At 74.7% G+C, this 19047-nt stretch carries 21 protein-coding genes; 7 read left to right on the top strand and 14 right to left on the bottom strand.

All coding sequences use genetic code 11. The annotated features are described in order from the left end of the window. Positions 1-87 precede the first annotated feature (87 nt). A complete protein-coding gene (locus ACIP4O_RS16380) occupies positions 88-963 on the top strand; it encodes an IclR family transcriptional regulator (RefSeq protein ID WP_401575116.1) in 876 nt (291 codons plus the stop codon). Positions 964-1031: 68 nt separating this feature from the next. Then, positions 1032-1856 (top strand): NAD-dependent epimerase/dehydratase family protein, encoded by an 825-nt coding sequence (locus ACIP4O_RS16375; RefSeq protein WP_401575115.1) that lies wholly within the window; start codon positions 1032-1034, stop codon positions 1854-1856. Between the two features lie 65 nt (positions 1857-1921). On the opposite strand, the gene ACIP4O_RS16370 is transcribed toward ACIP4O_RS16375, so the two are convergent. The 8 genes from ACIP4O_RS16370 to ACIP4O_RS16335 form a co-directional block, all read right to left on the bottom strand. Further along, positions 1922-2371, bottom strand: a complete 450-nt coding sequence (locus tag ACIP4O_RS16370; protein WP_164283376.1) for a response regulator — start codon at positions 2369-2371, stop codon at positions 1922-1924. Then, positions 2368-4053, bottom strand: a complete 1686-nt coding sequence (locus ACIP4O_RS16365; protein WP_401575114.1) for a CHASE3 domain-containing protein — start codon at positions 4051-4053, stop codon at positions 2368-2370. The genes ACIP4O_RS16370 and ACIP4O_RS16365 overlap by 4 nt, the downstream gene beginning before the upstream one ends. Next, positions 4050-5360 (bottom strand): PP2C family protein-serine/threonine phosphatase, encoded by a 1311-nt coding sequence (locus ACIP4O_RS16360; RefSeq protein WP_401575113.1) that lies wholly within the window; start codon positions 5358-5360, stop codon positions 4050-4052. Before ACIP4O_RS16360 ends, ACIP4O_RS16365 begins: the two co-directional genes overlap by 4 nt. A 42-nt stretch (positions 5361-5402) precedes the next feature. Continuing rightward, the gene (locus ACIP4O_RS16355; protein WP_401575112.1) at positions 5403-5828 is read right to left on the bottom strand and encodes an ATP-binding protein; all 426 of its coding nucleotides are present in this window, start codon (positions 5826-5828) and stop codon (positions 5403-5405) included. Between the two features lie 307 nt (positions 5829-6135). Beyond that, positions 6136-6555 carry a hypothetical protein gene (locus tag ACIP4O_RS16350; RefSeq protein ID WP_401575111.1) on the bottom strand — a complete coding sequence of 140 codons (420 nt, stop codon included), beginning with the start codon at positions 6553-6555 and terminating at the stop codon, positions 6136-6138. An 86-nt stretch (positions 6556-6641) separates the two neighbouring features. After that, a complete protein-coding gene (locus tag ACIP4O_RS16345) occupies positions 6642-6932 on the bottom strand; it encodes a DUF5133 domain-containing protein (RefSeq protein WP_361333890.1) in 291 nt (96 codons plus the stop codon). Between the two features lie 177 nt (positions 6933-7109). Beyond that, a complete protein-coding gene (locus ACIP4O_RS16340; protein ID WP_401575110.1) occupies positions 7110-7829 on the bottom strand; it encodes a siderophore-interacting protein in 720 nt (239 codons plus the stop codon). Positions 7830-8010: 181 nt separating this feature from the next. Next, on the bottom strand, positions 8011-8367 hold the full coding sequence (locus tag ACIP4O_RS16335; RefSeq protein ID WP_164290248.1) for a PRC-barrel domain-containing protein: 357 nt from the start codon (positions 8365-8367) through the stop codon (positions 8011-8013). A 188-nt stretch (positions 8368-8555) separates the two neighbouring features. Here ACIP4O_RS16335 and ACIP4O_RS16330 point away from each other — a divergent pair, with 188 nt between their 5' ends. Then, positions 8556-10625 (top strand): ATP-binding protein, encoded by a 2070-nt coding sequence (locus ACIP4O_RS16330; protein ID WP_401575109.1) that lies wholly within the window; start codon positions 8556-8558, stop codon positions 10623-10625. Between the two features lie 202 nt (positions 10626-10827). Then, positions 10828-11352, top strand: a complete 525-nt coding sequence (locus ACIP4O_RS16325; RefSeq protein WP_401575107.1) for a GNAT family N-acetyltransferase — start codon at positions 10828-10830, stop codon at positions 11350-11352. On the opposite strand, the gene ACIP4O_RS16320 is transcribed toward ACIP4O_RS16325, so the two are convergent. The 3 genes from ACIP4O_RS16320 to ACIP4O_RS16310 are packed head-to-tail and all read right to left on the bottom strand — an operon-like array spanning position 11337 to position 13623. After that, positions 11337-11864, bottom strand: coding sequence for a GNAT family N-acetyltransferase (locus ACIP4O_RS16320; RefSeq protein WP_401575106.1), 528 nt, complete (start codon positions 11862-11864; stop codon positions 11337-11339). The genes ACIP4O_RS16325 and ACIP4O_RS16320 overlap by 16 nt on opposite strands. A gap of 17 nt (positions 11865-11881) precedes the next feature. Then, positions 11882-13201 carry a diaminopimelate decarboxylase gene (gene lysA / locus ACIP4O_RS16315; RefSeq protein WP_401575105.1) on the bottom strand — a complete coding sequence of 440 codons (1320 nt, stop codon included), beginning with the start codon at positions 13199-13201 and terminating at the stop codon, positions 11882-11884. Next, positions 13198-13623, bottom strand: coding sequence for an SAV_915 family protein (locus tag ACIP4O_RS16310; RefSeq protein WP_401575104.1), 426 nt, complete (start codon positions 13621-13623; stop codon positions 13198-13200). Before ACIP4O_RS16310 ends, lysA begins: the two co-directional genes overlap by 4 nt. Before the next feature lie 270 nt (positions 13624-13893). Here ACIP4O_RS16310 and ACIP4O_RS16305 point away from each other — a divergent pair, with 270 nt between their 5' ends. Then, positions 13894-14349, top strand: coding sequence for a two-component system response regulator (locus tag ACIP4O_RS16305; protein WP_401575103.1), 456 nt, complete (start codon positions 13894-13896; stop codon positions 14347-14349). 92 nt (positions 14350-14441) lie between these two features. Here ACIP4O_RS16305 and ACIP4O_RS16300 read toward each other — a convergent pair whose 3' ends face one another. Further along, positions 14442-14933: a glutathione peroxidase gene (locus ACIP4O_RS16300; RefSeq protein ID WP_401575102.1), complete on the bottom strand. Its 492-nt coding sequence runs from the start codon at positions 14931-14933 to the stop codon at positions 14442-14444. Positions 14934-15192: 259 nt separating this feature from the next. Here ACIP4O_RS16300 and ACIP4O_RS16295 point away from each other — a divergent pair, with 259 nt between their 5' ends. After that, positions 15193-16752, top strand: a complete 1560-nt coding sequence (locus tag ACIP4O_RS16295) for an SDR family oxidoreductase (protein ID WP_401575100.1) — start codon at positions 15193-15195, stop codon at positions 16750-16752. A 40-nt stretch (positions 16753-16792) separates the two neighbouring features. Here the strand turns inward: ACIP4O_RS16295 and ACIP4O_RS16290 are convergent, their stop codons facing one another. Next, positions 16793-17431 (bottom strand): DUF1707 domain-containing protein, encoded by a 639-nt coding sequence (locus tag ACIP4O_RS16290; RefSeq protein WP_401575098.1) that lies wholly within the window; start codon positions 17429-17431, stop codon positions 16793-16795. Positions 17432-17567: 136 nt separating this feature from the next. Between ACIP4O_RS16290 and ACIP4O_RS16285 the strand changes: the two genes are divergently transcribed. After that, the gene (locus ACIP4O_RS16285; RefSeq protein ID WP_401575097.1) at positions 17568-18677 is read left to right on the top strand and encodes a hypothetical protein; all 1110 of its coding nucleotides are present in this window, start codon (positions 17568-17570) and stop codon (positions 18675-18677) included. Between the two features lie 90 nt (positions 18678-18767). Here ACIP4O_RS16285 and ACIP4O_RS16280 read toward each other — a convergent pair whose 3' ends face one another. Further along, positions 18768-18941 carry a hypothetical protein gene (locus tag ACIP4O_RS16280; RefSeq protein WP_361333924.1) on the bottom strand — a complete coding sequence of 58 codons (174 nt, stop codon included), beginning with the start codon at positions 18939-18941 and terminating at the stop codon, positions 18768-18770. Positions 18942-19047 lie beyond the last annotated feature (106 nt).

Raw genomic sequence — 19047 nt, 5'->3', positions numbered from 1 at the left:
ACGGAGCGGACAGGGACGGCTGGAACGCATGTGCGCGGACGGCTCCGGGACGAGCAACTCCGCTGGAACAGAGGGGACTTGAAACGCGTGGCGACACCGGGCACACAGGAGGCCGCACAGACGGCACGGATGACGCGGGCGCGGGCGGCGGAGGCGGGACAGGGGGACGAGCCCGTCGCGGACGAGGAGGAGCGCGCCGCCGGTGGGACGGGGGTGAAGTCGGCCAGGAGGGCGCTGGACCTCATGGAGACCTTCGCCGCGCACGACACCTGGCTCACCCTCGCCGAGCTCCACACGCTCACCGGCTTCCCGCGCTCCAGCCTCCACGGGCTGCTCCGCACGCTCCTCGACGTGGGCTGGCTGGAGCAGGACGCGGGCGCCGCCCGCTACCGCCTCGGCATCCGCGCCCTCGTCTGCGGGACCGCGTACCTCGACCGCGATGCCGCGATGCCCTTCGCGACCGAGGCCCTGGAGCTGATCAGGGAGCGCACCGGGTTCACCGCGCACTACGCGCGGCGCAGCGGCGACCAGATCGTCTACCTGGAGACCCGGGAGGCGAAGCGCTCCACGCACCTCATCTCGCGCGTGGGCCGTTCACTGCCCGTGCACGCGACGGCGCTCGGCAAGGCACTGCTCGCCGAGCTGACCCCCGCGGAGGTCGACGCGCTCCTTCCCTCGACGCTCACCGCGCTCACCGCGCACACCGTCGTGAGCCGCGAGGGGCTGCGCGGCGAGTGCGAACGGGCGAGGGAGCTGGGGTACGCGACCGAGCGCGAGGAGGGCACGCCGGGCATCCGCTGCGTCGCCGCCGTCGTCCCCTACCGCATCCCGGCGAGCGACGCGATCAGCTGCTCGCTGCCCGTGGACCAGATCGACGACGCGGGGGTACGGGAGATCGGCGAGCTCCTCGTGGAGGTCACCGCGCGGCTCGGGCGCGAGCTGCGGCGGGCGGGGATTCGCTGAGCGCTCCCCCGCCGCCGCGGGGAAGTCATCGTCGCCCCCGCCGGGGGCCGTCACGAAGGAGCACATGCGTGGGAGCACAGCGGCTGTTGATCACCGGCGCCGCGGGCGGGGTCGGGCAGTTGATGCGGGGGCGGCTGCGCCGCCCCGGGCGGGTGCTGCGGCTCCTGGACCTCGCGCCGCAGGAGCCGGCCGCCGAGGGCGAGAACGTGGAGATCGTCACAGGCTCGGTGACCGAACCGGAGGTGATGGCCGAGGCGTGCGCGGACGTGGACGCGCTCATCCACCTCGGCGGGCTGAGCCGCGAGAACTCCTGGGAGGCGGTGCTCGCGACGAACGTCCACGGCACGCAGGTCGTCCTGGACGCGGCCCGGCAGGCCGGCGTCACGCGGGTGCTGCTCGCTTCGAGCAACCACGCGGTGGGCTTCCGTCGCGTCGACGAGGCGGGGCCCGAGGGGCTGCCCGCCGACTCCACGCCCCGCCCGGACTCGTACTACGGCGTCAGCAAGGCGGCGATCGAGGCGCTCGGCAGCCTCTACCACTCGCGGTTCGGCATGGACGTGCTCGCGCTGCGCATCGGCTCCTGCTTCGAGACGCCGCTGCCGCTCGGCCCGCGCGGCCTCGTCACCTGGCTCTCGCCCGACGACTGCGCCCGCCTCTTCGAAGCCTGCCTGAGCGCCCCTTCGCCGGGCTATCGGCTCGTGTGGGGCGTCTCGGACAACACGCGCCGCGTCTACTCGCTCGCGGAGGCGCGGGCGCTCGGCTACGAGCCGGAGGACGACGCCGAGGCGTACGCGGACCTCCTGCGCGAGGCCCCCGAGCCCCCGCCCGAGGAGGCGGCCCACGTCGGCGGCGGCTTCTGCACGAACCCGCTGGGGGCACCGAATCCGCTGTGATGGCACCCGGCGGGGCGGCGGGCGGCCCCGGGTTCAGTCCCGCCGCACCTCCGCCTGTCCCCCGTTCAGGACGTCGCCGCGCGCGGCAGCCTGACCACCGTCACGAAGAAGTCGTCGATCTGCCGGACCGCGGCGATGAACTGGTCGAGGTCCACCGGCTTGGTGACGTAGGCGTTGGCGTGCAGGCGGTAGCTGCGCAGGATGTCCTCCTCGGCGGAGGACGTCGTGAGCACCACGACCGGGATGTGGGCCAGGTTGTCGTCGCCCTTGATGCGCTCCAGGACCTGCCGGCCGTCGTACTTGGGCAGGTTGAGGTCGAGGAGGATCAGGTCGGGGCGGGGGGCGTCGGCGTGCTCGCCCTGGCGGTAGAGGAAGTCGAGTGCCTCCTGCCCGTCGCGCACGACGTGCAGGGTGTTGCGGATCTTGTTGTCCTCGAACGCCTCGCGGGTCATCAGTTCGTCGCCCGGGTCGTCCTCGACGAGCAGGACCTCGATGGGCTGGGCTGGCGTGTTCACTGAGCGGCTCCAAGCGGGGCGGAGGACGAGGCTTGCGGGGACCGGGTTTCCGGCGACCGGGATTCCTGGGACTGGCCGGGGATCTCGGCGGCGGTCGCGTCCGCCGCGGGCGAATCGGGCAGGGCCGGCAGGGTGAAGCGTACTCGGGCGCCCTCGGTGACGGAGTGGTCGAGCCCGATCTGCCCGCCGTGGTGCTCGACGATCTTGCGGCAGAGCGCGAGCCCGATGCCGGTCCCGCCGTACTCCTCGCGGCTGTGCAGCCGCTGGAAGATGACGAAGACCTTCTCGCCGAACTCCTCCGGCACCCCGATGCCGTTGTCGGTCACCGAGAAGTGCCACATGCCGCCCTCGCGGGTGCTCGTGACGCGCACGTGCGGGGTGCGTTCGGGGTGGCGGAACTTGACGGCGTTGCCGAGCAGGTTCTGCCAGAGCATGGTGAGCGTCGTGCGGTCGCCGAGCACGCGGGGCAGCTCGCCCTCGGTCTCCACGACGGCCCCCGCCTCCTCGATGGGCACCTCCAGGTCGCTCAGCGCCCGCTCCAGCGTCTCGGCGAGCGGCATCTCGACGAGGTCGCCGCCCATGCGTCCCACCCGCGAGAAGGCGAGGAGGTCGTTGATGAGGACCTGCATGCGCTTGGCGCCGTCGACGGCGAAGTCGATGTACTGCTTGCCGCGCCCGTCGAGCTGCTCCCCGTACCGCTTCTCCAGGAGCTGGCAGAAGGAGGCGACCTTGCGCAGCGGCTCCTGGAGGTCGTGCGAGGCGACGTAGGCGAACTGCTCCAGCTCGGCGTTGGAGCGCTGGAGCTCGCCGGTCTGGGCGTCGAGTTCGGCGGTGCGCTCGGCGAGCAGCGCCTCGCGGGAGCGGGACTCGGACAGCTCCGCGACGATTCTGCGGCGCATGTCCTCGACGGCGAGGCCGAGGGCCCGTACGTCGGAGGGGCCGTCGATGGCGATGGGCCGCTCGAAGTCGCCCGCGCGCACGAGCTGGGCATCGCGTTCGAGGCTCGTGAGCGGGCGCCCGACGATGCGGCGCAGGAGGACTGCGAGGAAGCCGCCGCCCACGACGAGGACGAGGAGGATGCCGAGGAACGTGCCGTCGCGCAGCCGCTTCGCCGCGTCGAGTTCGTCGTTCGCCTTGTCGCGCACCGCGTCGAGGTGCGCGATCTGCACGCTGAAGAGCTCGCGGATGTGGTCGAACTCGGTCTTGCTGGAGTCCAGCGTGCCCGAGGGCACCGCGGCGCCGTCCCGGACGCGGTCGATGACCGGTGCGGCCGTGCCCGCGCGCCAGCGGGCGGCCGCCGCGCGCAGGTTCTTCAGGTCCTCGGTGGGCTTCGGGTACTCGGCGAGCAGGTCGGCGGCGGCGTCGCCGTAGCGCTTCTCGTCCTTCTGGCCCTGGGTGTAGGGGGCGAGGAAGGTCTTGTCGCCCGTGAGGGCGTAGCCGCGGACCGCCGTTTCCTGGTCGAGCAGCGCCTTCTGGAGGCGGAAGGAGGCCGAGCGCGCCGGCTGTATGCGGTCGACGAGGTCGGAGGTGCGGTCGTTGGTACGGGATATCTGCGCCGACACGAGGACGGCGGCGAGCACGAGGAGGACGCCGAGGATGCCGAGGACGAGGTTCATCCAGCCCTGGACCGAGAGGCGCCCGGTGCGGCCCGCGCGTGGGGGTGCGCTGTGGCCCTGTGTCATGACTTCTTCTCCCAGGCGAGGTGCAGGACGGCGAGGTCGTCGGAGAGTCCGCCCGCCGGTGCGGCGAGTGCGGAGACCTTCTCGACGACGGTGCGGACGAATTCGGGACCCGCCAGGTCGTTGTGGCGGCGGGCGAGGTCGAGGAGCCCGGACTCGCCGAGACGTGTTCCCGGTCCGGTGCGGCCTTCGAAGAGGCCGTCCGTGAACGAGACGACGGCGGTGTCCGGCTCGACGGCGAGCACCGCTTCGGGCCAGGCCGAGGTGGGCATGTCGGGGCCGAGCAGCCCGAGGGCCATACCGCCCTCCGGCTCGTACCACTCGATGCCGCCCGGCGTGCGGATGAGGCTGCCGTGGTGCCCGGCGCGCACGGTGTGCAGGGTGCGGCGGTCGGGGTCGAAGCGCAGGCTCACGTAGGTGGCGAAGACGTGCTCGCCCGCGCGCTCGGCGCACAGGATCTCGTTGAGCAACCGGGCCTGGTCGGAGCCGACGCAGCCGGTGAGCACCGCCGCGCGCCAGGCGACGCGCAGGCACACACCGAGCGCGGCCTCGGCCGCGCCGTGGCCGGAGACGTCGCCGACGACGGCGTGCACGGTGCCGTCGGCGGTCTGCACGACGTCGTAGAAGTCACCGCCCAGCAGCGCGTGGTCACGGCCGGGCTCGTAGCGCGAGACGACGGAGAAGTCGGCGGGCACGGTGCGCAGCAGCGGGGTGGGCAGGAGGCCGAGTTCGAGGCGGGCGTTCTCCTCGGCGCGCAGCCTGCTCACCTGGAGCGCGGCCGAGGCGCGCTCGACGACCTTGCGCTGGACGGCGTAGCGGACCGCGCGGCCGAGGGTCTCGGGGTCCACGCGGTTCTTGACGAGGTAGTCCTGCGCGCCGAGCGCGACCGCGTCGAGGCCGATGTCGCTCTCGGCGAGACCGGTGAGCACGATGATCGCCGCGTCCGGGGCGGCCGTCAGGACACGGCGGACGGCGTCGAGGCCGTGCACGTCGGGCAGGTGCAGGTCGAGCAGGACGCACAGCGGTCCCGCGGTGCGGGCGAGGACCGTCTGCGCCTCCGCGAGGGTCTTGCACCACGTGAGACCGAGATTGAGGGCGCTGTCGGCGAGGTACTCCTCGACGAGCAGCGCGTCACCGGCGTCGTCCTCGACCAGCACCAGGGTGACGTCGAGCTCCCACCCGGGATCAGCGTGCCCGGCACGCGGTCGCGGCAGCGAGGATTCGAGCCCCGTGGGCCGTTCGGCCACTTCACACCCCCACCTAAGAGCAGGCGTCCATGTGGCGGACCTCTGCGAGACAAGCAGAATCATACTGCTCGGTTCAGAAGGTGGAGGCGGCGTGGGGCGGAGGCCTCAGCGGGCCAGGACCGCCGTGACCGTCTTGCCGCCGTCCGGCTCGGACCGCACGGTCACGGACTCGGCGATCTCGCGGACCATCGGCCAGCCGAAGCCGCCCGTGGTGCCGTCCAGGCGCGGGGTCCGGGGGGTGGGGCGCTCGGCGCTCGGGTCGCGCACCTCGACGGTGAGCGTGCCCGGTGTCGCGCGCAGCCACAGCCCGCTGACCGCGCCCGCGTGCCGCAGCGCGTTGCTGACCAGCTCGGAGACGAGCAGCAGGAGGTGTTGCGCGGTACGGGCCGCGAGGGCGGGGTTCAGTCCGTCGAGGAAGACCCGTACGGCCTCGCGCGCCTCGGCGGCGTGCGTGGGCCGGCAGTGGTGCCCGGCGTGGGCGGTGGGGCCGGGCGGCGCGAGCGCCTGTCCGGTCTGGTTCAGGTGGTGCATGGTCTCACCCCGTCACTGGGAGCCCTTGGGGAACTCCCCATCGGTACGTGAAGTGGTGTACCCCGAGCGCGGGAGCTGAAAAGGGGGTGGTGAAAGGGGAGGTGCGGAAAGGGAGAGCGCGGGGCGCGGACGGCTTGGGGCGGCAGCGCGTAGGGCCGGGGGCAGCCCGGGTGAGGGCTGCCCCCGGCCCTACGTGCTGCCGTGGGTGGTGCGGGCCGAAGGCCCGGTCGTACGGGCCGGAGCGCGCGCGGGACGCGCGGGTCGCCCCGGACCCGTACGGGCGCGGTCGGCACCCGTACGGGCGGGGTCAGGACTCCGTCGTCGCGGGCTCCGGCCGCTCGGGGGCGGGCACCGGGGCCGCGGCCTGCGGCTGTGCCGGGGCCTGCTCCTGGGCCCCGGCGTTCGGCCGCGCGTCGGCGAGGGTGCGTGGGCGGGGGGCCGCGGGCGGGGCGGCCGGGCCGTTCGGGGACTGGTCCGGTGCGGCGGCACCCGGCCGCGTTGGCGGGGGGCTCGGGTGGGCGGACGTCGCCCCGGCGGGCGGCGCGGACGGTGCGCCGGGCGCCGGGGCGGCGACGGGCCGCGGTCGCGGCTCGGGGGCCGGGACGCTCGGCCTGCCGAGGGTCTGCTCCGCCTTCCTGCGAAGCGCGTCGGCGGTCTGCCGGGTGTCGTTCAGAACGTCACCCTGCTCCTCGACGAGCTGCTGGTAGATCGGGGTGGGGGAAGACACAATGAAGGACTCTCTGCCATCTCAGGGGCTGTGCATCGGCCCGCCACCGGCTGCGACGGGCTCACGCGGTGAGGATCGCAGACGTGTCACCCGGCGGGGACGAGGGGGGTCGGGCCGGAGCCGCTGATCCGGCGGGGCGCCGACTCCTTGGCACGGAGTGCCATGGATGCCGTGCGCTCCTCGACGGCGGCCCGGGCCAGCCGCTCGCGGGCGACGCCGAGTGCCGCGTCGATCGCGCGGGTGCCGGTGGAGACGCAGAGCGTGTACGTGACGTCGTCGAGGTCGCGGAGGGTCTCCGCGCCGGGGTCCTGAATGGCGCTCAGGGCTTCGTAACGGGCCAACAGCTTGCGCAGCACGACAGGGTGAGCAATCAGCACAATGATCCCTTCCACTTTTTCGCGTCGACATCGCCTCCCCCGGAAACGGGCTCAGCCGACATTGGCCGCAGGCGGTCTTCTGACCGCTTACCCGGCACTGGGTGCCCCAAGCGTCCGAAGTAAAAGGTTTTCAGTCATTGCGGGCGATGAATTCGGCCAGGAGGCGGCGTGGCGGGTTCAGGGGCGCCAGTAGCCCTGCGCGTGGACCTGGCGGCGCGGGGCGGGGAGGACGGCGCGGAGGTGAGTGGCGAGGGCGCGCGTCGTCGAGGTGTCGCAGGCGATCCAGGCCCAGGCGTCCGAGGGTGCGCCGAGGTGTGCGGGCAGGGTGGCCCGTACTTCCTCCACGAGGCGTTCGCCCGCGCGTTCGCGCGGGACGGGGAGCAGGGTGTGCGGCCCGGGACGGACGCGCACCGGCAGGTCCGCGTCCCCGAGGCCGCGGGTCTCGAACCACACCGTGGCCGACGTGTCGGGGTAGGCGTCGAGGAGCGAGTTGAGCGCGGGGAGCGCGGCCGTGTCGCCGATCAGGAGGAGCTGGGCGGGCTCGCGCGGCGGGGTGAGCGGGGTGCCGTGCACCGTGGCCTCGATGGTGTCCCCAGGACGCGCGGCGCGCGCCCAGTCGGCGGCCGTACCGGGGTGCAGGGCGAAGTCGAGCGAGAAGGTGCCGCTCGCCGGGTCGGGGTCGACGAGGGTGTAGGCGCGCTGATGGGGGCGGCCGTTGCGGCGGAACCAGAGCCGGACCCAGGTGGTGGGGAGCGTGCCGCTCGCGTCGAGCAGGCCGCCGTCGGTGACGCGCAGGCGCAGGTAGTCCGGGGCGAGGTGCTCGCTCGCGGTCACCGTGAGGGTGAAGTCCCTGGCGCGCAGCAGCCGCAGCACCGCGCCCTCCCAGCCGTGTCCCACGCCGCACCCCTCCGCCCCCGGGACCCCGGCCCCGGTCCGTACGCGCGCCCGGCCGCGGAAGTCACCGCCGGGCAGATAACTTAGGCAAGGCTAACCTCATCGCGCGCGAGGGGACAGTCCGGCGCCGGTACGGGTCGGACGGCCACCGCCCACCTCCCGTACCGGCGCCCGCCCCGGCGTCTCAGCGCCGCCCGAGCCGCCGCGCTCCCGAGGGCCCGAGCTGGTAACTGAGGTCGTAGTAAGCGAAGAGCTTCGGCTCCTCCTCCGCGACGAGTTCGCCGTCGGTGTCGATCGACGGCGCGTCCTTGACCCGCTTCTTGTCGTAACGCACCTTGAGCGCCCCGGGCTTGACCGTCGCACCGTCGAGCGGCACGAAGTTCAGCCTCCGCTTGGTGGGCAGCCCGGTCACGACGGTCGCGAAGGCGGGCAGATCGGTGGTGGTGTCGACGTAAACGGCCTCCAGGCTGCCGATCTTGTGCCCCTCGGCGTCCACCACGTCATGGCCGCGCCAGTCCCGGATGTCCTCGGCTTCGAACAATGCCCTGCCTCCTCGTACGGTCCGTCAGGCCCCCTCACCGGCCGCTTGCCCCCGCCCGGCCCGGCCACACGCGAGGCTACCGGCCGGTCGGGGCGCCGAGCCGCAACAACGCGGACGGACGCCGCGTCAGCGGGTGCGCCCCCGCGCCGGGTTGGAGCGCGGTACCGCCGATGCGCCAGACTGGACGCATGCCTGGGCAGACTCCGTACGCGCGCAGCACCTTCGTGGGCCGGGAGCGCGAGCGTTCCTCGCTGCTCGACGCGCTGCGCACGCGCCGCCTCGTGAGCCTCACCGGGCCCGGCGGCATCGGCAAGACGCGGCTCGCGCGGGAGGTGAGCGCCGAGGCCGCCGGCAAGTTCGCGCACGGGACGCACTGGGCGGACCTCGGTCCGGTGCGCGACGCGGAGCAGCTCCTCACGGAGGTGGCACGCGCGGTGGGGCTCGCCGACCAGTCCCCGCGCCCGCGGGCCGAGGCGCTCTGCGCCTACCTGGCCCGGCAGCGCTGCCTGCTCGTACTCGACTCCGGCGAGCAGGTGTGGGAGGCGGTGCGGGACCTGGCCGGGGACCTCCTGACGGCCTGTCCGGGGCTGACGGTGCTGCTCGGCTCGCGGCGTCCGCTCGAACTCGTGGAGGAGTACGTGTACCCGCTCGGGCCGCTGCCCGAGGACGGGCCCGAGGCGTTCGCCCTCTTCGCCGAGGGCGTGGCGGCGGTGCGGCCCGGCGGGCTCGGGCCCGGGGAGCGGGCGGTGGCCGCGCGGATCTGCGCGCGACTGGAAGGCATCCCGCTGGCCCTGGAGCTGGCCGCGGCACGGGCGGCGCGGCTGCCGCTCGACGAGCTGGCCGCGCGCCTGGAGTCACGGCTCGACACCCTCGTGGCCGAGCGGCACGACAGTCCCCCCGACGACGCCCTTTCCGCCGAGCGGCCCGGCGGCGCCCCCGACCGGCACCGCACCCTGCGGACCACGATCGGCTGGAGCCACGAGCTGTGCCTCCCGGCGGACCGGCTGCTCTGGGCGCGTCTCACGGTCTTCCGCGGACCCTTCGACCTCCAGGCCGCGCGCGAGGTGTGCGCCGGGGGGCCGCTCACGCGGGCGGACGTCACGGCGGGGCTCGACCGGCTCCTCGCCTGCTCGGTGCTGCGCGGGCACGGGCGCGGCTGGTCGATGCTCGACACGCTCGCCGAGTACGGCGGTCAGTGGCTGGAGCGGCTCGGCACGGACGAGCACGAGGCGCTGGCGGCGCGGCACGCCGCCTATTTCGCGCGCCTCGTGCGCCTCGCGGACGAGGAGTGGCTCGGGCCCCGGCAGATCACGTGGTTCCGCTGGGCGCGCGAGGCGTACGGCGAAGTGAGCGCGGCGCTCACGTACTTGACGGAGCACCGCCCCGACGAGGCGCTGGACGTCGCGGGGCGGCTCGTCTTCTTCTGGGCCTGCTGCGGGCGGCTGCACGAGATGCGCTCCCTTCTGGTGTCGGCGCTGAAGAACCCGTCCGCCACCGGGCCGCACCGCACGCGCGCGCTGTGGGCGCTCGGGGTCGCGTACGCCCTGCACGGCGAGTACACGGCGGCCGAGGAGGTGAGCGCGCGGGGCGCCGAGACGGCCGAACGGGAGCGGGACCGGGAGGGGATGCTGGGCGCGGCGTACGCGAGCGGCCTCACGGCGCTGCTCACGGGCGAGCCAGCGCGGGCGCTCGCGCTCGCCGAGGCCGGGCTCGACGCGGCGCCCGGGCCCGACGCGGGCTCCCCGGGCAGGCTGCGCTGTCTGCTCGTACGGGTCTTCGCGTACACGGCGCTCGGGGAGCGGGAGCGGGCGCGCGCGGAGGCGGAGCGGCTGCGGGCGCGCTGCCTGGCGCTCGGGGAGCGCTGGGCGCTGTCGTACTTCGACTACCAGCTCGCGCTCGTCCACCTCGGCGAGGGCAGGGCCCAGCCGGCGCTCCGGTACGCGCGGGCCGCGCTGGAGAGCAAGCGGGCGATCGAGGACTCCTTCGGCACGGCGCTCTGCCTCGATCTGCTCGCCGCGACGCTGAGCGCGGCGGGGCAGGCGCAGCGGGCGGCCCGGATGTCGGGGATCGCCGAGAGCTTCTGGGCGACGACGGGACACCCGCAGCGCGGCACCCCCGAGCTGGCCCCCGTGCGCGAGCGGTACGAGGCGCTCGCGCGGCGGACGCTCGGTGACGAGCGCTGGAAACTCGCGTACCGCGCCGGACGGCGGACGGACGCGCGGGAGGCGCTGTACTCGTGGCTGGACGGCCCGGGCTGAACGCACGGGAAGAGGAACGGGAAGGGGCGGTGGCCCGGTACGGGACGCATTCCCGTACCGGGCCACCGCCCTCGGACTCTGCACCGGCTCATCGCTCACCCCCGCGGGTACGGGTTCTTGGTGCTTCGTGGGACTCGCGTGCCCCCGCGCGTCCGGGGAAAACAGGTGTCGCCCGAATGGCCGGGAAATGGAGAATGCGCCCATGCGCTCCACGCCGCCCGGACACTCCCCCGCTCCCCCGTCCTTCGCCCTCGTCCCGCTCGCCGTCCGGCACGCCCCCGCGATGGCCGCCGTGCTCGCCGACCCGGCCCTGTACCGGTTCACGGGCGGGGAGCCGCCGCGGGCCGCCGAGTTGGAGCGCCGCTACGCGCGGCAGCTCGCCGGTCCCGGCGAGGCCGGGGTCACATGGGTCAACTTCCTTGTGCGGGTGGAGGAGTGCGGCGATTTCGCCGGCTACGTGCAGGCGACGGTGACGCGCGGCGCGGAGGCGGAGGTGGCGTGGGTCGTGGGCACGGCGTGGCAGGGGCGCGGGCTCGCGAAGGCGGCGGCGCGGGCTCTCGCCGTACGGCTCGCGGACGCGGGGGTGCGGCGGCTGGTGGCGTACGTCCACCCGGAGCACGCCGCGTCGGAGGCCGTCGCGCGGGCCCTCGGCCTGCGTCCGGACGGTCCCTGGCAGGACGGCGAACGGCGGTGGGCGGGCCCCGCCCCTGGTCAGTCCCGCACGTAGCGCAGCTCCCTGAGCACCGGCCCGCCCCACGGGCCGTAGTCGTCGGGCCGCGCGGTGCCCTCGGCGCGGTAGCCGAAGCGCTCGTAGAAGCGGCGGGCGCGGTGGTTTCCTTCGAGCACCCACAGCGCGACGGGCCCGGCGAGGCGCGCGTGCGCCTCCTCGACGAGGAGGCGTCCCACGCCCGTGCCGACACGCTCGGGGGCGGCGTAGAGCGTGAACAGCTCGCCCGCCGGGCCCCCTCCCGGCCGCGGCAGCCCGTAGGAGGCCCAGCCGAGCAGTGCGCCGTCGGTGCCGAGCGCGAGCAGGTCGGTGACCTGCCCCCGGCTCTCGCGGAACCGTCCCGCGCGGGCGCGGGCGTCGGCGGCCGGGTCCATCGCGTCGAGGTACGCGGCCGGTACGAGCCCCGCGTAGGCGGTGGCCCACGCGCGGGCGCGCAGGCGCATGACGCGCGGGAGATCGGCCTCGGTCATCTCGGTCACGTCCACGTGCATCGGCTCCCCCGCGCGCTTCACCGCCCCGCACGCTACCGCTAGCCGCCCATGTCCCGCAGCCACAGGTCGTCCGGTTCCTCGCGGCGGATCAGGAGGCGGGAGGCGCCCTCGCGGACGGCGATGAGCGGGGGGCGGCCGTGGAGGTTGTAGGCGGAGGCCATCGAGAGCTGGTAGGCGCCGGCGATGGGGGTGGCGACGAGGTCGCCCGGCCGGATGTCGGCGGGGAGCGGCACCTCGGGGGCGAGGACGTCGCCCGCCTCGCAGTGGCGCCCGACGAGGTCGACGGGCCGCGGGGCGGCAGTGGAGACGCGGCCGACGAGGCGGGGGACGCACGGGGCGCCGTACAGGGCCGGGCGCGGGTTGTCACCCATGCCGCCGTCGACGGCGACGAAGACGCGGTGCCCGGTCCGCTTGACCGCGAGGACGCGGTAGACGGCGACGCCCGCGCGCGCGACGAGCGCGCGGCCGGGTTCGAGGAGTAGCCGGGGCTCCGGCAGCCCGGCGGCCCGGCAGGATTCGGCCAGTTCGGCGCGGAGCCGCCGGGCGAGGTCCGTGAGGTCGAGGCCCCGCTCGCCTGGGCGCTGGGCGACCGCGTGGCCCCCGCCGAGGTCGATCTCGGGGAGCACGACCCCGTAGGTCTCGGCGATCCGCGCGCGCAGCCCGAGCAGCCGCCGCTGCGCCGCGAGGTACGGCTTCACCTCGGCGATCTGCGAGCCGAGGTGGCAGTGCAGCCCGGTGAGTTCGAGGCGCTCGGTGGCGAGGACGCGGGCGACGGCGTGCTGCGCGCTGCCGTCGGTGAGCGAGAGGCCGAACTTCTGGTCCTCGTCGCCGGTACGGACCTTGTCGTGGTGTCCCGCGCTGATGCCGGGGACGACGCGCACGAGGACGCGCTGGCGCTCGCCGGGGGGCACGAGCGCGGCGAGGCGGGTGATCTCGCCCGCGTTGTCGAGCACGATCCCGCCGACGCCGAGACGCAGCGCCGAGGCGAGGTCGCGGGGGCTCTTGGCGTTGCCGTGCAGGAGGACCCGGTCGGCGGGGAAGCCCGCGGCGACGGCGAGTTCGAGTTCTCCGGCCGAGCACGCGTCGAGGCCGAGGCCCTCCTCGGCGAGCCAGCGCACGAGGGCGCGGCACAGGAACGCCTTCGCGGCGTAGTGGACCCCGGCGTCGGGGAAGGCGGCGCGGTAGGCGCGGGCCTGGGCGCGTACCTGCTCCTCGTCGAGTACGTAGAGCGGCGTGCCGTACCGCTCGGCGGCGACGGTGAGCGGTACGCCGCCCACGCGGACGTCGCCGTGGGCCGCGAGGCGCGCGGAGGCGGGCCACAGCGCGAGGTCCGCCTCGGTGCTGGTGAGGAGGCTCACGCGGCACCCCCGGTGCGGCGCGCGGTGCCGGGGAGGAGGACGAGGCCCGGGTCGAGGGTGAGCGTGGTGATGCCGAGCGGGGCGACGAGGGCGCGCAGGGCGGCGGGGCTCAGGACGGTCCACGCCTGCGACGTGCCGAGGGCGGCGTGCAGCGCCCGTACGGTCGTGAAGGCCACGGCGGTACGGGTGCCGTGCGGGGTGCGGCACAGGCGTGGCGACTGCCCGTGCGGGCCCTGGGTGACGGGGACGTGGCAGCGGCGCGGGAGGCGATCGGGGTGGGGCGGGAGCGGCGGGACGAGGGCGAGGCCGCCCGCGCGCGGAACCGGTTCCCGTCCCACCGTGCGCGGGGCGGGTTCCGGTTCGGGGTCGGGTTCCTCGGGCGCGGGGGCGGGGCGTGCGGGGGCGGGACGGCGGGCGGGCATGGTGTGCTCCGGTGGTTCGGTGGTGCGGTTCCCGCGGGGCGCGGGGACGTCCTGCCGGGAACGTATGTCCCTACCGGACCGCGGTGGAGGGCCCTGACGGGGTCTTGATCCCGGTGGGGCGGGCGCTGACGGGACCTTGACGGCCCTTGACCGGTGCGGGTCGGCGGGGCCCTGGCCGGTTCTCGACCCCTGGCCAAAGGTGGCTGATCGCGTAGGGGTGCCGGTCTAGCCGCCGGGCATATGCTGGCACGCCACGAGGAGGGACGAGAGATGCCCGCGGAGACCGCGATCCTCCTGGTCGACGACCATCCGGACACGCTGTTCGCCCTGGAGAGCGTGCTCGCGCCGCTCGGGCGGCGTGTGCTGCGGGCCCACAGCGGCGAAGAGGCGCTGAAGTGCGTGCTGCGGGGCGGGATCGGCCTCGTCCTGCTCGACGTGGTGATGCCGGGGACCGGTGGCCTGGAGGTGGCCCGGTACATGCGGGGCGTGGACCGGGCGCAGGACATCCCGGTCGTCCTCGTCACCGGTCTGGGCCGGGAACGGGCCCTCGCCGAGCGGGCGCGCGAGCTGGGAGCGGCGGATCTGCTGACGAAGCCGGTCGACCCGTGGACGCTCTGCACGAAGGCGGAGTACCTGCTGGAGCGGTACGAGCGGGTGGTGGAACTCCGCGAGCGGGTCAGCGAGTTGCGGGCCGAACTGGAGAGGACGGCGGCGCGGGACGCCTGAGGCGAACCAGGACGGGCCGCCCGCCGGGGTCCCGCTGTGCCCCCTGTTCCGCCTCGCGGAAGGAGCGTCACAGCGGAACCGCGAGGCAGGTATCAGGCCGGGGTGATCGTCTTCTCGATCGCCGCGACGACCTCCGCGGACTCCGGCTCGGTGGGCGGGGCGAAGCGGGCGACGACGGCGCCGTCCGGGCCGATGAGGAACTTCTCGAAGTTCCAGCGGATGTCGCCGCTGTGGCCCTCCGCGTCGGCGACGTCGACGAGTTCGAGGTAGAGCGGGTGCCGGTCCTCGCCGTTCACCTCGATCTTCTCGGTCATCGGGAAGGTGACGCCGTAGGTGGCGGAGCAGAACTCGGCGATCTCGTCGGCGCTGCCGGGCTCCTGGCCCATGAACTGGTTGCAGGGCACGCCGAGCACCGTGAAGCCCCGGTCGCGGTACGTCTCGTGGAGCCGTTCGAGGCCCTCGTACTGCGGCGTCAGCCCGCAGCGCGAGGCGACGTTGACGACCAGGACGGTCTTGCCCCGGTACTGGTCGAGCTGGGCGGGTCCGCCCTGGAGGGCGCTGATTTCCACATCGTGCACAGTCATGCCCGCATCGTACGACCGGCCGCGCGGCAGTCGGCGGGCCCTGCCCGGCGCCTTGGCGCACCCCGCACGCGCCGCGGTTCCCGCGCGCCCGTTCCCGCGCCCCGTACGGCACCGCGCCGCCCGCTCCGCACGTTCGCCGGCTCACCCGAACGGGCGACCCCCGTGTCCACGTCCCGCGGCGACGCGCGGGCCGCGCGAGCGCGCGTGCCCGGCCCGCCGGTGCCATGGTGGGAAGAACGTCACTCCGAGGGAGGCCGCGGTGCGTTGTCTGGTGACCGGAGCGAGCGGGTACATCGGCGGCCGGCTCGTGCCGGAACTGCTCGAAGCGGGGCACAGCGTCCGCGCGCTGGCCCGTACACCCGAGAAACTGCGTGACTACCCCTGGACGGACCGGGTCGAGATCGTCAAGGGGGACGTCACGGACCCGGAGTCGCTGCGGGCCGCGATGGACGGCATGGAGGTCGGCTACTACCTCGTGCACGCCCTCGCGTCCGGGCCGGACTTCGAGGAGACGGACCGCGCGGCGGCGCGCAACTTCTCCGAGGCGGCGCACGCGGCGGGGCTGCGGCGCCTCGTCTATCTCGGCGGCCTCACCCCGGCCGGGGTTCCGGAGGAGGAGTTGTCCCCCCACCTGCGTTCGCGGGCCGAGGTGGGGCACATCCTGCGCGCGGGCCCGACGCCCACGGCGGTGCTGCGGGCGGCCGTCGTGATCGGTTCCGGTTCGGCTTCCTTCGAGATGCTGCGCTACCTGACCGAACGGCTGCCGGTCATGGTGACGCCGAGCTGGGTGAGCACCAGGATTCAGCCGATCGGGGTGCGGGACGTGCTGCGGTACCTCGTGGGCGCGGCCGAACTGCCCGAGGACGTCGACAGGGACTTCGACATCGGCGGGCCGGACATCATGACGTACCGGGACATGATGGAGCGGTACGCGGAGGTCGCGGGGCTGCGCAAGCGCGTCATCGTGCCGGTCCCCGTGCTCACGCCGCGCCTGTCCTCGCACTGGATCGGCCTCGTCACACCGGTGCCGCGCGGTCTCGCGCGGCCACTGGCCGAGTCGCTGCGGTACGAGGTGGTCTGCGCGGAGCACGACATCGCCCGGTACGTCCCCGACGGGCCGGGCCTGCCCGTGCCCTTCGACCAGACCCTGCGGCTCGCGCTCCAGCGGGTGCGCGAGGCCGACGTGGCGACGCGCTGGTCCTCCGCCTCCGTGCCGGGCGCCCCGAGCGATCCGCTGCCGACCGACCCGGCGTGGTCGGGCGGCTCGCTCTACACCGACGAGCGGCAGCGCGCGGCGGGCGCCCCCGAGTCCGCGTTGTGGCAGGTCATCGAGGGGATCGGTGGCGAGAACGGCTGGTACTCCTTCCCGCTCGCCTGGGCGGTACGGGGCTGGCTCGACCGGCTCCAGGGCGGCGTGGGGCTGCGCAGGGGGCGCCGGGACGCGCGGCGGCTGCGCGTCGGGGACTCGCTCGACTTCTGGCGGGTCGAGGAGATCGAGCCCGGGAAACTGCTGCGCCTGCGCGCCGAGATGCGGATGCCGGGGCTCGGCTGGCTGGAACTGCGCGCCGACCCGGCCGAGGACGGCGATCCGGACAGGTCCGTGTACCGGCAGCGGGCGGTCTTCCACCCGCGGGGGCTCGCGGGCCAGGTGTACTGGTGGAGCGTGTCGCCCTTCCACGCGGTGATCTTCGGCGGGATGGCGCGGAACATCGGGCGGGCGGCGGAGCGGATGACGCGCGGCGAGCCCGTGTCCGGGCAGGCCGGGAAGTCGGTGCGGGCGCTGCTGGGGATGCTACGGCCCCGGCAAGCGGGAGGCTGACGCCTCTCGGCCGCTCCGCGACGGGGTGCCGTGCCGTCGGTCAGGCCGGCGGCGGGTTCTTGCGGAGGCGGGCGCGCTCGACGCGGCCCGGGTTCCTGACCCGGAGGCCGCCCATGCCCGCCTCCCCCGTGAGCCGCAACAGGGGCGCGCCCCTCCCCTCGCCCGGTGTCGTACGGTCACGCACGCCGCCCATGCCCGGGTCGACCCCGCCCGCCTCGACCCGCCAGGCCTCCGGCACCACGATCCGGACGCCGGCCATCTCGCCGTGCACCTCGACGAGGATCTCGGCGAGCCGCGTCCGTACCCGCGTGAAGTCGAGGACCACCCCGCCCATGCCCCCGCGCACCACGAGCCGGGCGGGCACCGCCCACTCACCCGAACGGCGGACCCCGTGCATGCCGCCGCGCAGCTCCAGCGGTTCACCGGCGGGTGTCGCGGGCGGCGGGACGAGCCCCGAGGCGGCGGGCAGGTCCGCGAGCAACGGTCGCAGCTGCCCGTACGTCCGCGCGCTGAGCGCGGCGCCCAGGCGCTCGTCCAGCTCCTCGAAGTCGATCCGGCCCTCGGCCGCGGCCTCCCTGAGCCGCTCGGCGACCGCGTCCCGGTCCGCGTCGGAGGCGCGCTGCCCGTCCTCGTAGGGGAATTCCCCGGGGGAACGGCCGGGAAGCGGTGAAGAGCTCATGACCGGCGATCATAGGCGGCCGCCGATCGGGAACACCAGGGAGCGCGCACCCCGCCCTCCCGGCCCCTTCCGGGCTGCGTGGCAGGGCGGGCAGTGCCACCCTGGCCAACAAGGACCGACCACGTGGGAGCCCCTTGTGCGAGACACCTTCGAGCTGAACCCGGACACCCTGGCCGAGCTGCGCGCCCCGCGCCCGTACCCGGCGGTGTCACTGCTGCTGCCCACGCACCCCGCGTCGCCGGACGGCGCCGAGGACGCGATCCGGCTGCGCAACCTCGTGAGCGAGGCGAAGAAGCGGCTCGCGGACGACCCGGGTGTGGACAAGGCGGCGCTCCAGGCCGTCGAGGCGCGGATCGACGAGGCCGCGGCCTCGGTGGACTCCTCGGAGATCACCGACGGGACCCTCCTGCTCGCCTCGGCGAACGACTGGGAGGTGTGGAAGCTCCCCGTCACGCCGTCCGAGCGCGTCGTCGTCGCGGACACGTACCTGACCCGGAACCTCGTCTCCTCGTGGCTGCACGAGCGTCCGTACTGGGTCCTCGTCCTCTCCGAGGAGGGCAGCAGGCTGTGGCACGGGGCAGGCGAGTCGCTCACCGAGGTGACCGGTTTCGGTTTCCCCGCGAAGCCCGAGCTGCCCGACCACGAGGACGCCGAGCCGGGCGCGAACTTCGGCCTCCAGCCGTCCCCCTACCGCGAGGAGCGGCTGCGCCAGTACCTGCGCGACGTGGACGACAAGCTCGCCGAGGCGCTGCGCACGGGCAAGGGCCCCGTGCACCTCGTGGGCACGGCGAACCAGATCAACACGCTCGTCGAGCGAAGCCGCAGCAGGGAGCGCGTCGGTGAGCGCGTCGAGCGGGCCGGGGCGGACAAGCTGACCGGGCACGTCCTGCTCGACGTCATCCGCCCGGCGCGCGAGAAGTACACGGCCGAGCAGCAGCGCGCGGCGCTCGACCGGCTCGGTGAGGGGATCGGGCAGCGGCGGTTCGCCGCGGGCACGGACGAGATCTGGCAGAACGTGCAGGAGGGCCGCGTCCACCTGCTCCTCGTGGAGGACGGTTTCCAGGTCTCGGCGATCCCGGAGGCCACCCACCTGCGCCCCGCGGCCTCTGCCGAGGACCCGGACGTGGAGGACGACATCGTCGACACCCTCGTCGAGACGGCGCTCGGGACAGGTGCCGATGTCGTCTTCGTCCCGGACGACGCGCTCGCGGAGCACGGCAGGATCGCCGCGGTGCTGCGCTACTGAGACGGCGTTCGGGTACGAGAAGGGGCGCGCGGTCCTCGTGGCCGCGCGCCCCTTTCGGCCGTGCCCCTGTCGTTTCTCCCCCGCCGCCTCTCAGCGATGGCGGCGGGCGCCGAGGCGCGAGGAGGCGCCACCGAGGTGGGCGGCGAGGAGGGCGAGACCGACGAAGCCGAGCGCGGTCGGCGCGTACCACGTCTCGGTGTTCGTGTCGGTGGCGAGCAGCAGGTAGGCGACCACGAAGAAGGCCGCGGCGACGTAGGCGAGCACGGTGTCTCCCGGGGGAGTGCGGCGGGCCGCGCGGGCCCGTGGTCCCGGCGGGACCGGTGTGCGAGTGCCCCCTCGCGGGCGGCGCACGCCTGGACGCGGACGGTGT

The sequence above is a fragment of the Streptomyces sp. NPDC088923 genome (assembly GCF_044749745.1).
In the GTDB taxonomy this organism is placed as follows: domain Bacteria; phylum Actinomycetota; class Actinomycetes; order Streptomycetales; family Streptomycetaceae; genus Streptomyces.
The sequence above is the reverse complement of the archived record's forward strand: the minus strand, read 5'-3'. Positions and strand labels throughout refer to the sequence as shown.

Coding starts and splice junctions, on each gene's coding strand:
- ACIP4O_RS16365 (WP_401575114.1), bottom strand. CDS start 4,053: ATGACACAGGGCCACAGCGCACCCCCACGCGCGGGCCGCACCGGGCGC.
- ACIP4O_RS16360 (WP_401575113.1), bottom strand. CDS start 5,360: ATGATTCTGCTTGTCTCGCAGAGGTCCGCCACATGGACGCCTGCTCTT.
- ACIP4O_RS16355 (WP_401575112.1), bottom strand. CDS start 5,828: ATGCACCACCTGAACCAGACCGGACAGGCGCTCGCGCCGCCCGGCCCC.
- ACIP4O_RS16330 (WP_401575109.1), top strand. CDS start 8,556: ATGCCTGGGCAGACTCCGTACGCGCGCAGCACCTTCGTGGGCCGGGAG.
- ACIP4O_RS16325 (WP_401575107.1), top strand. CDS start 10,828: ATGCGCTCCACGCCGCCCGGACACTCCCCCGCTCCCCCGTCCTTCGCC.
- ACIP4O_RS16310 (WP_401575104.1), bottom strand. CDS start 13,623: ATGCCCGCCCGCCGTCCCGCCCCCGCACGCCCCGCCCCCGCGCCCGAG.
- ACIP4O_RS16305 (WP_401575103.1), top strand. CDS start 13,894: ATGCCCGCGGAGACCGCGATCCTCCTGGTCGACGACCATCCGGACACG.
- ACIP4O_RS16300 (WP_401575102.1), bottom strand. CDS start 14,933: ATGACTGTGCACGATGTGGAAATCAGCGCCCTCCAGGGCGGACCCGCC.
- ACIP4O_RS16290 (WP_401575098.1), bottom strand. CDS start 17,431: ATGAGCTCTTCACCGCTTCCCGGCCGTTCCCCCGGGGAATTCCCCTAC.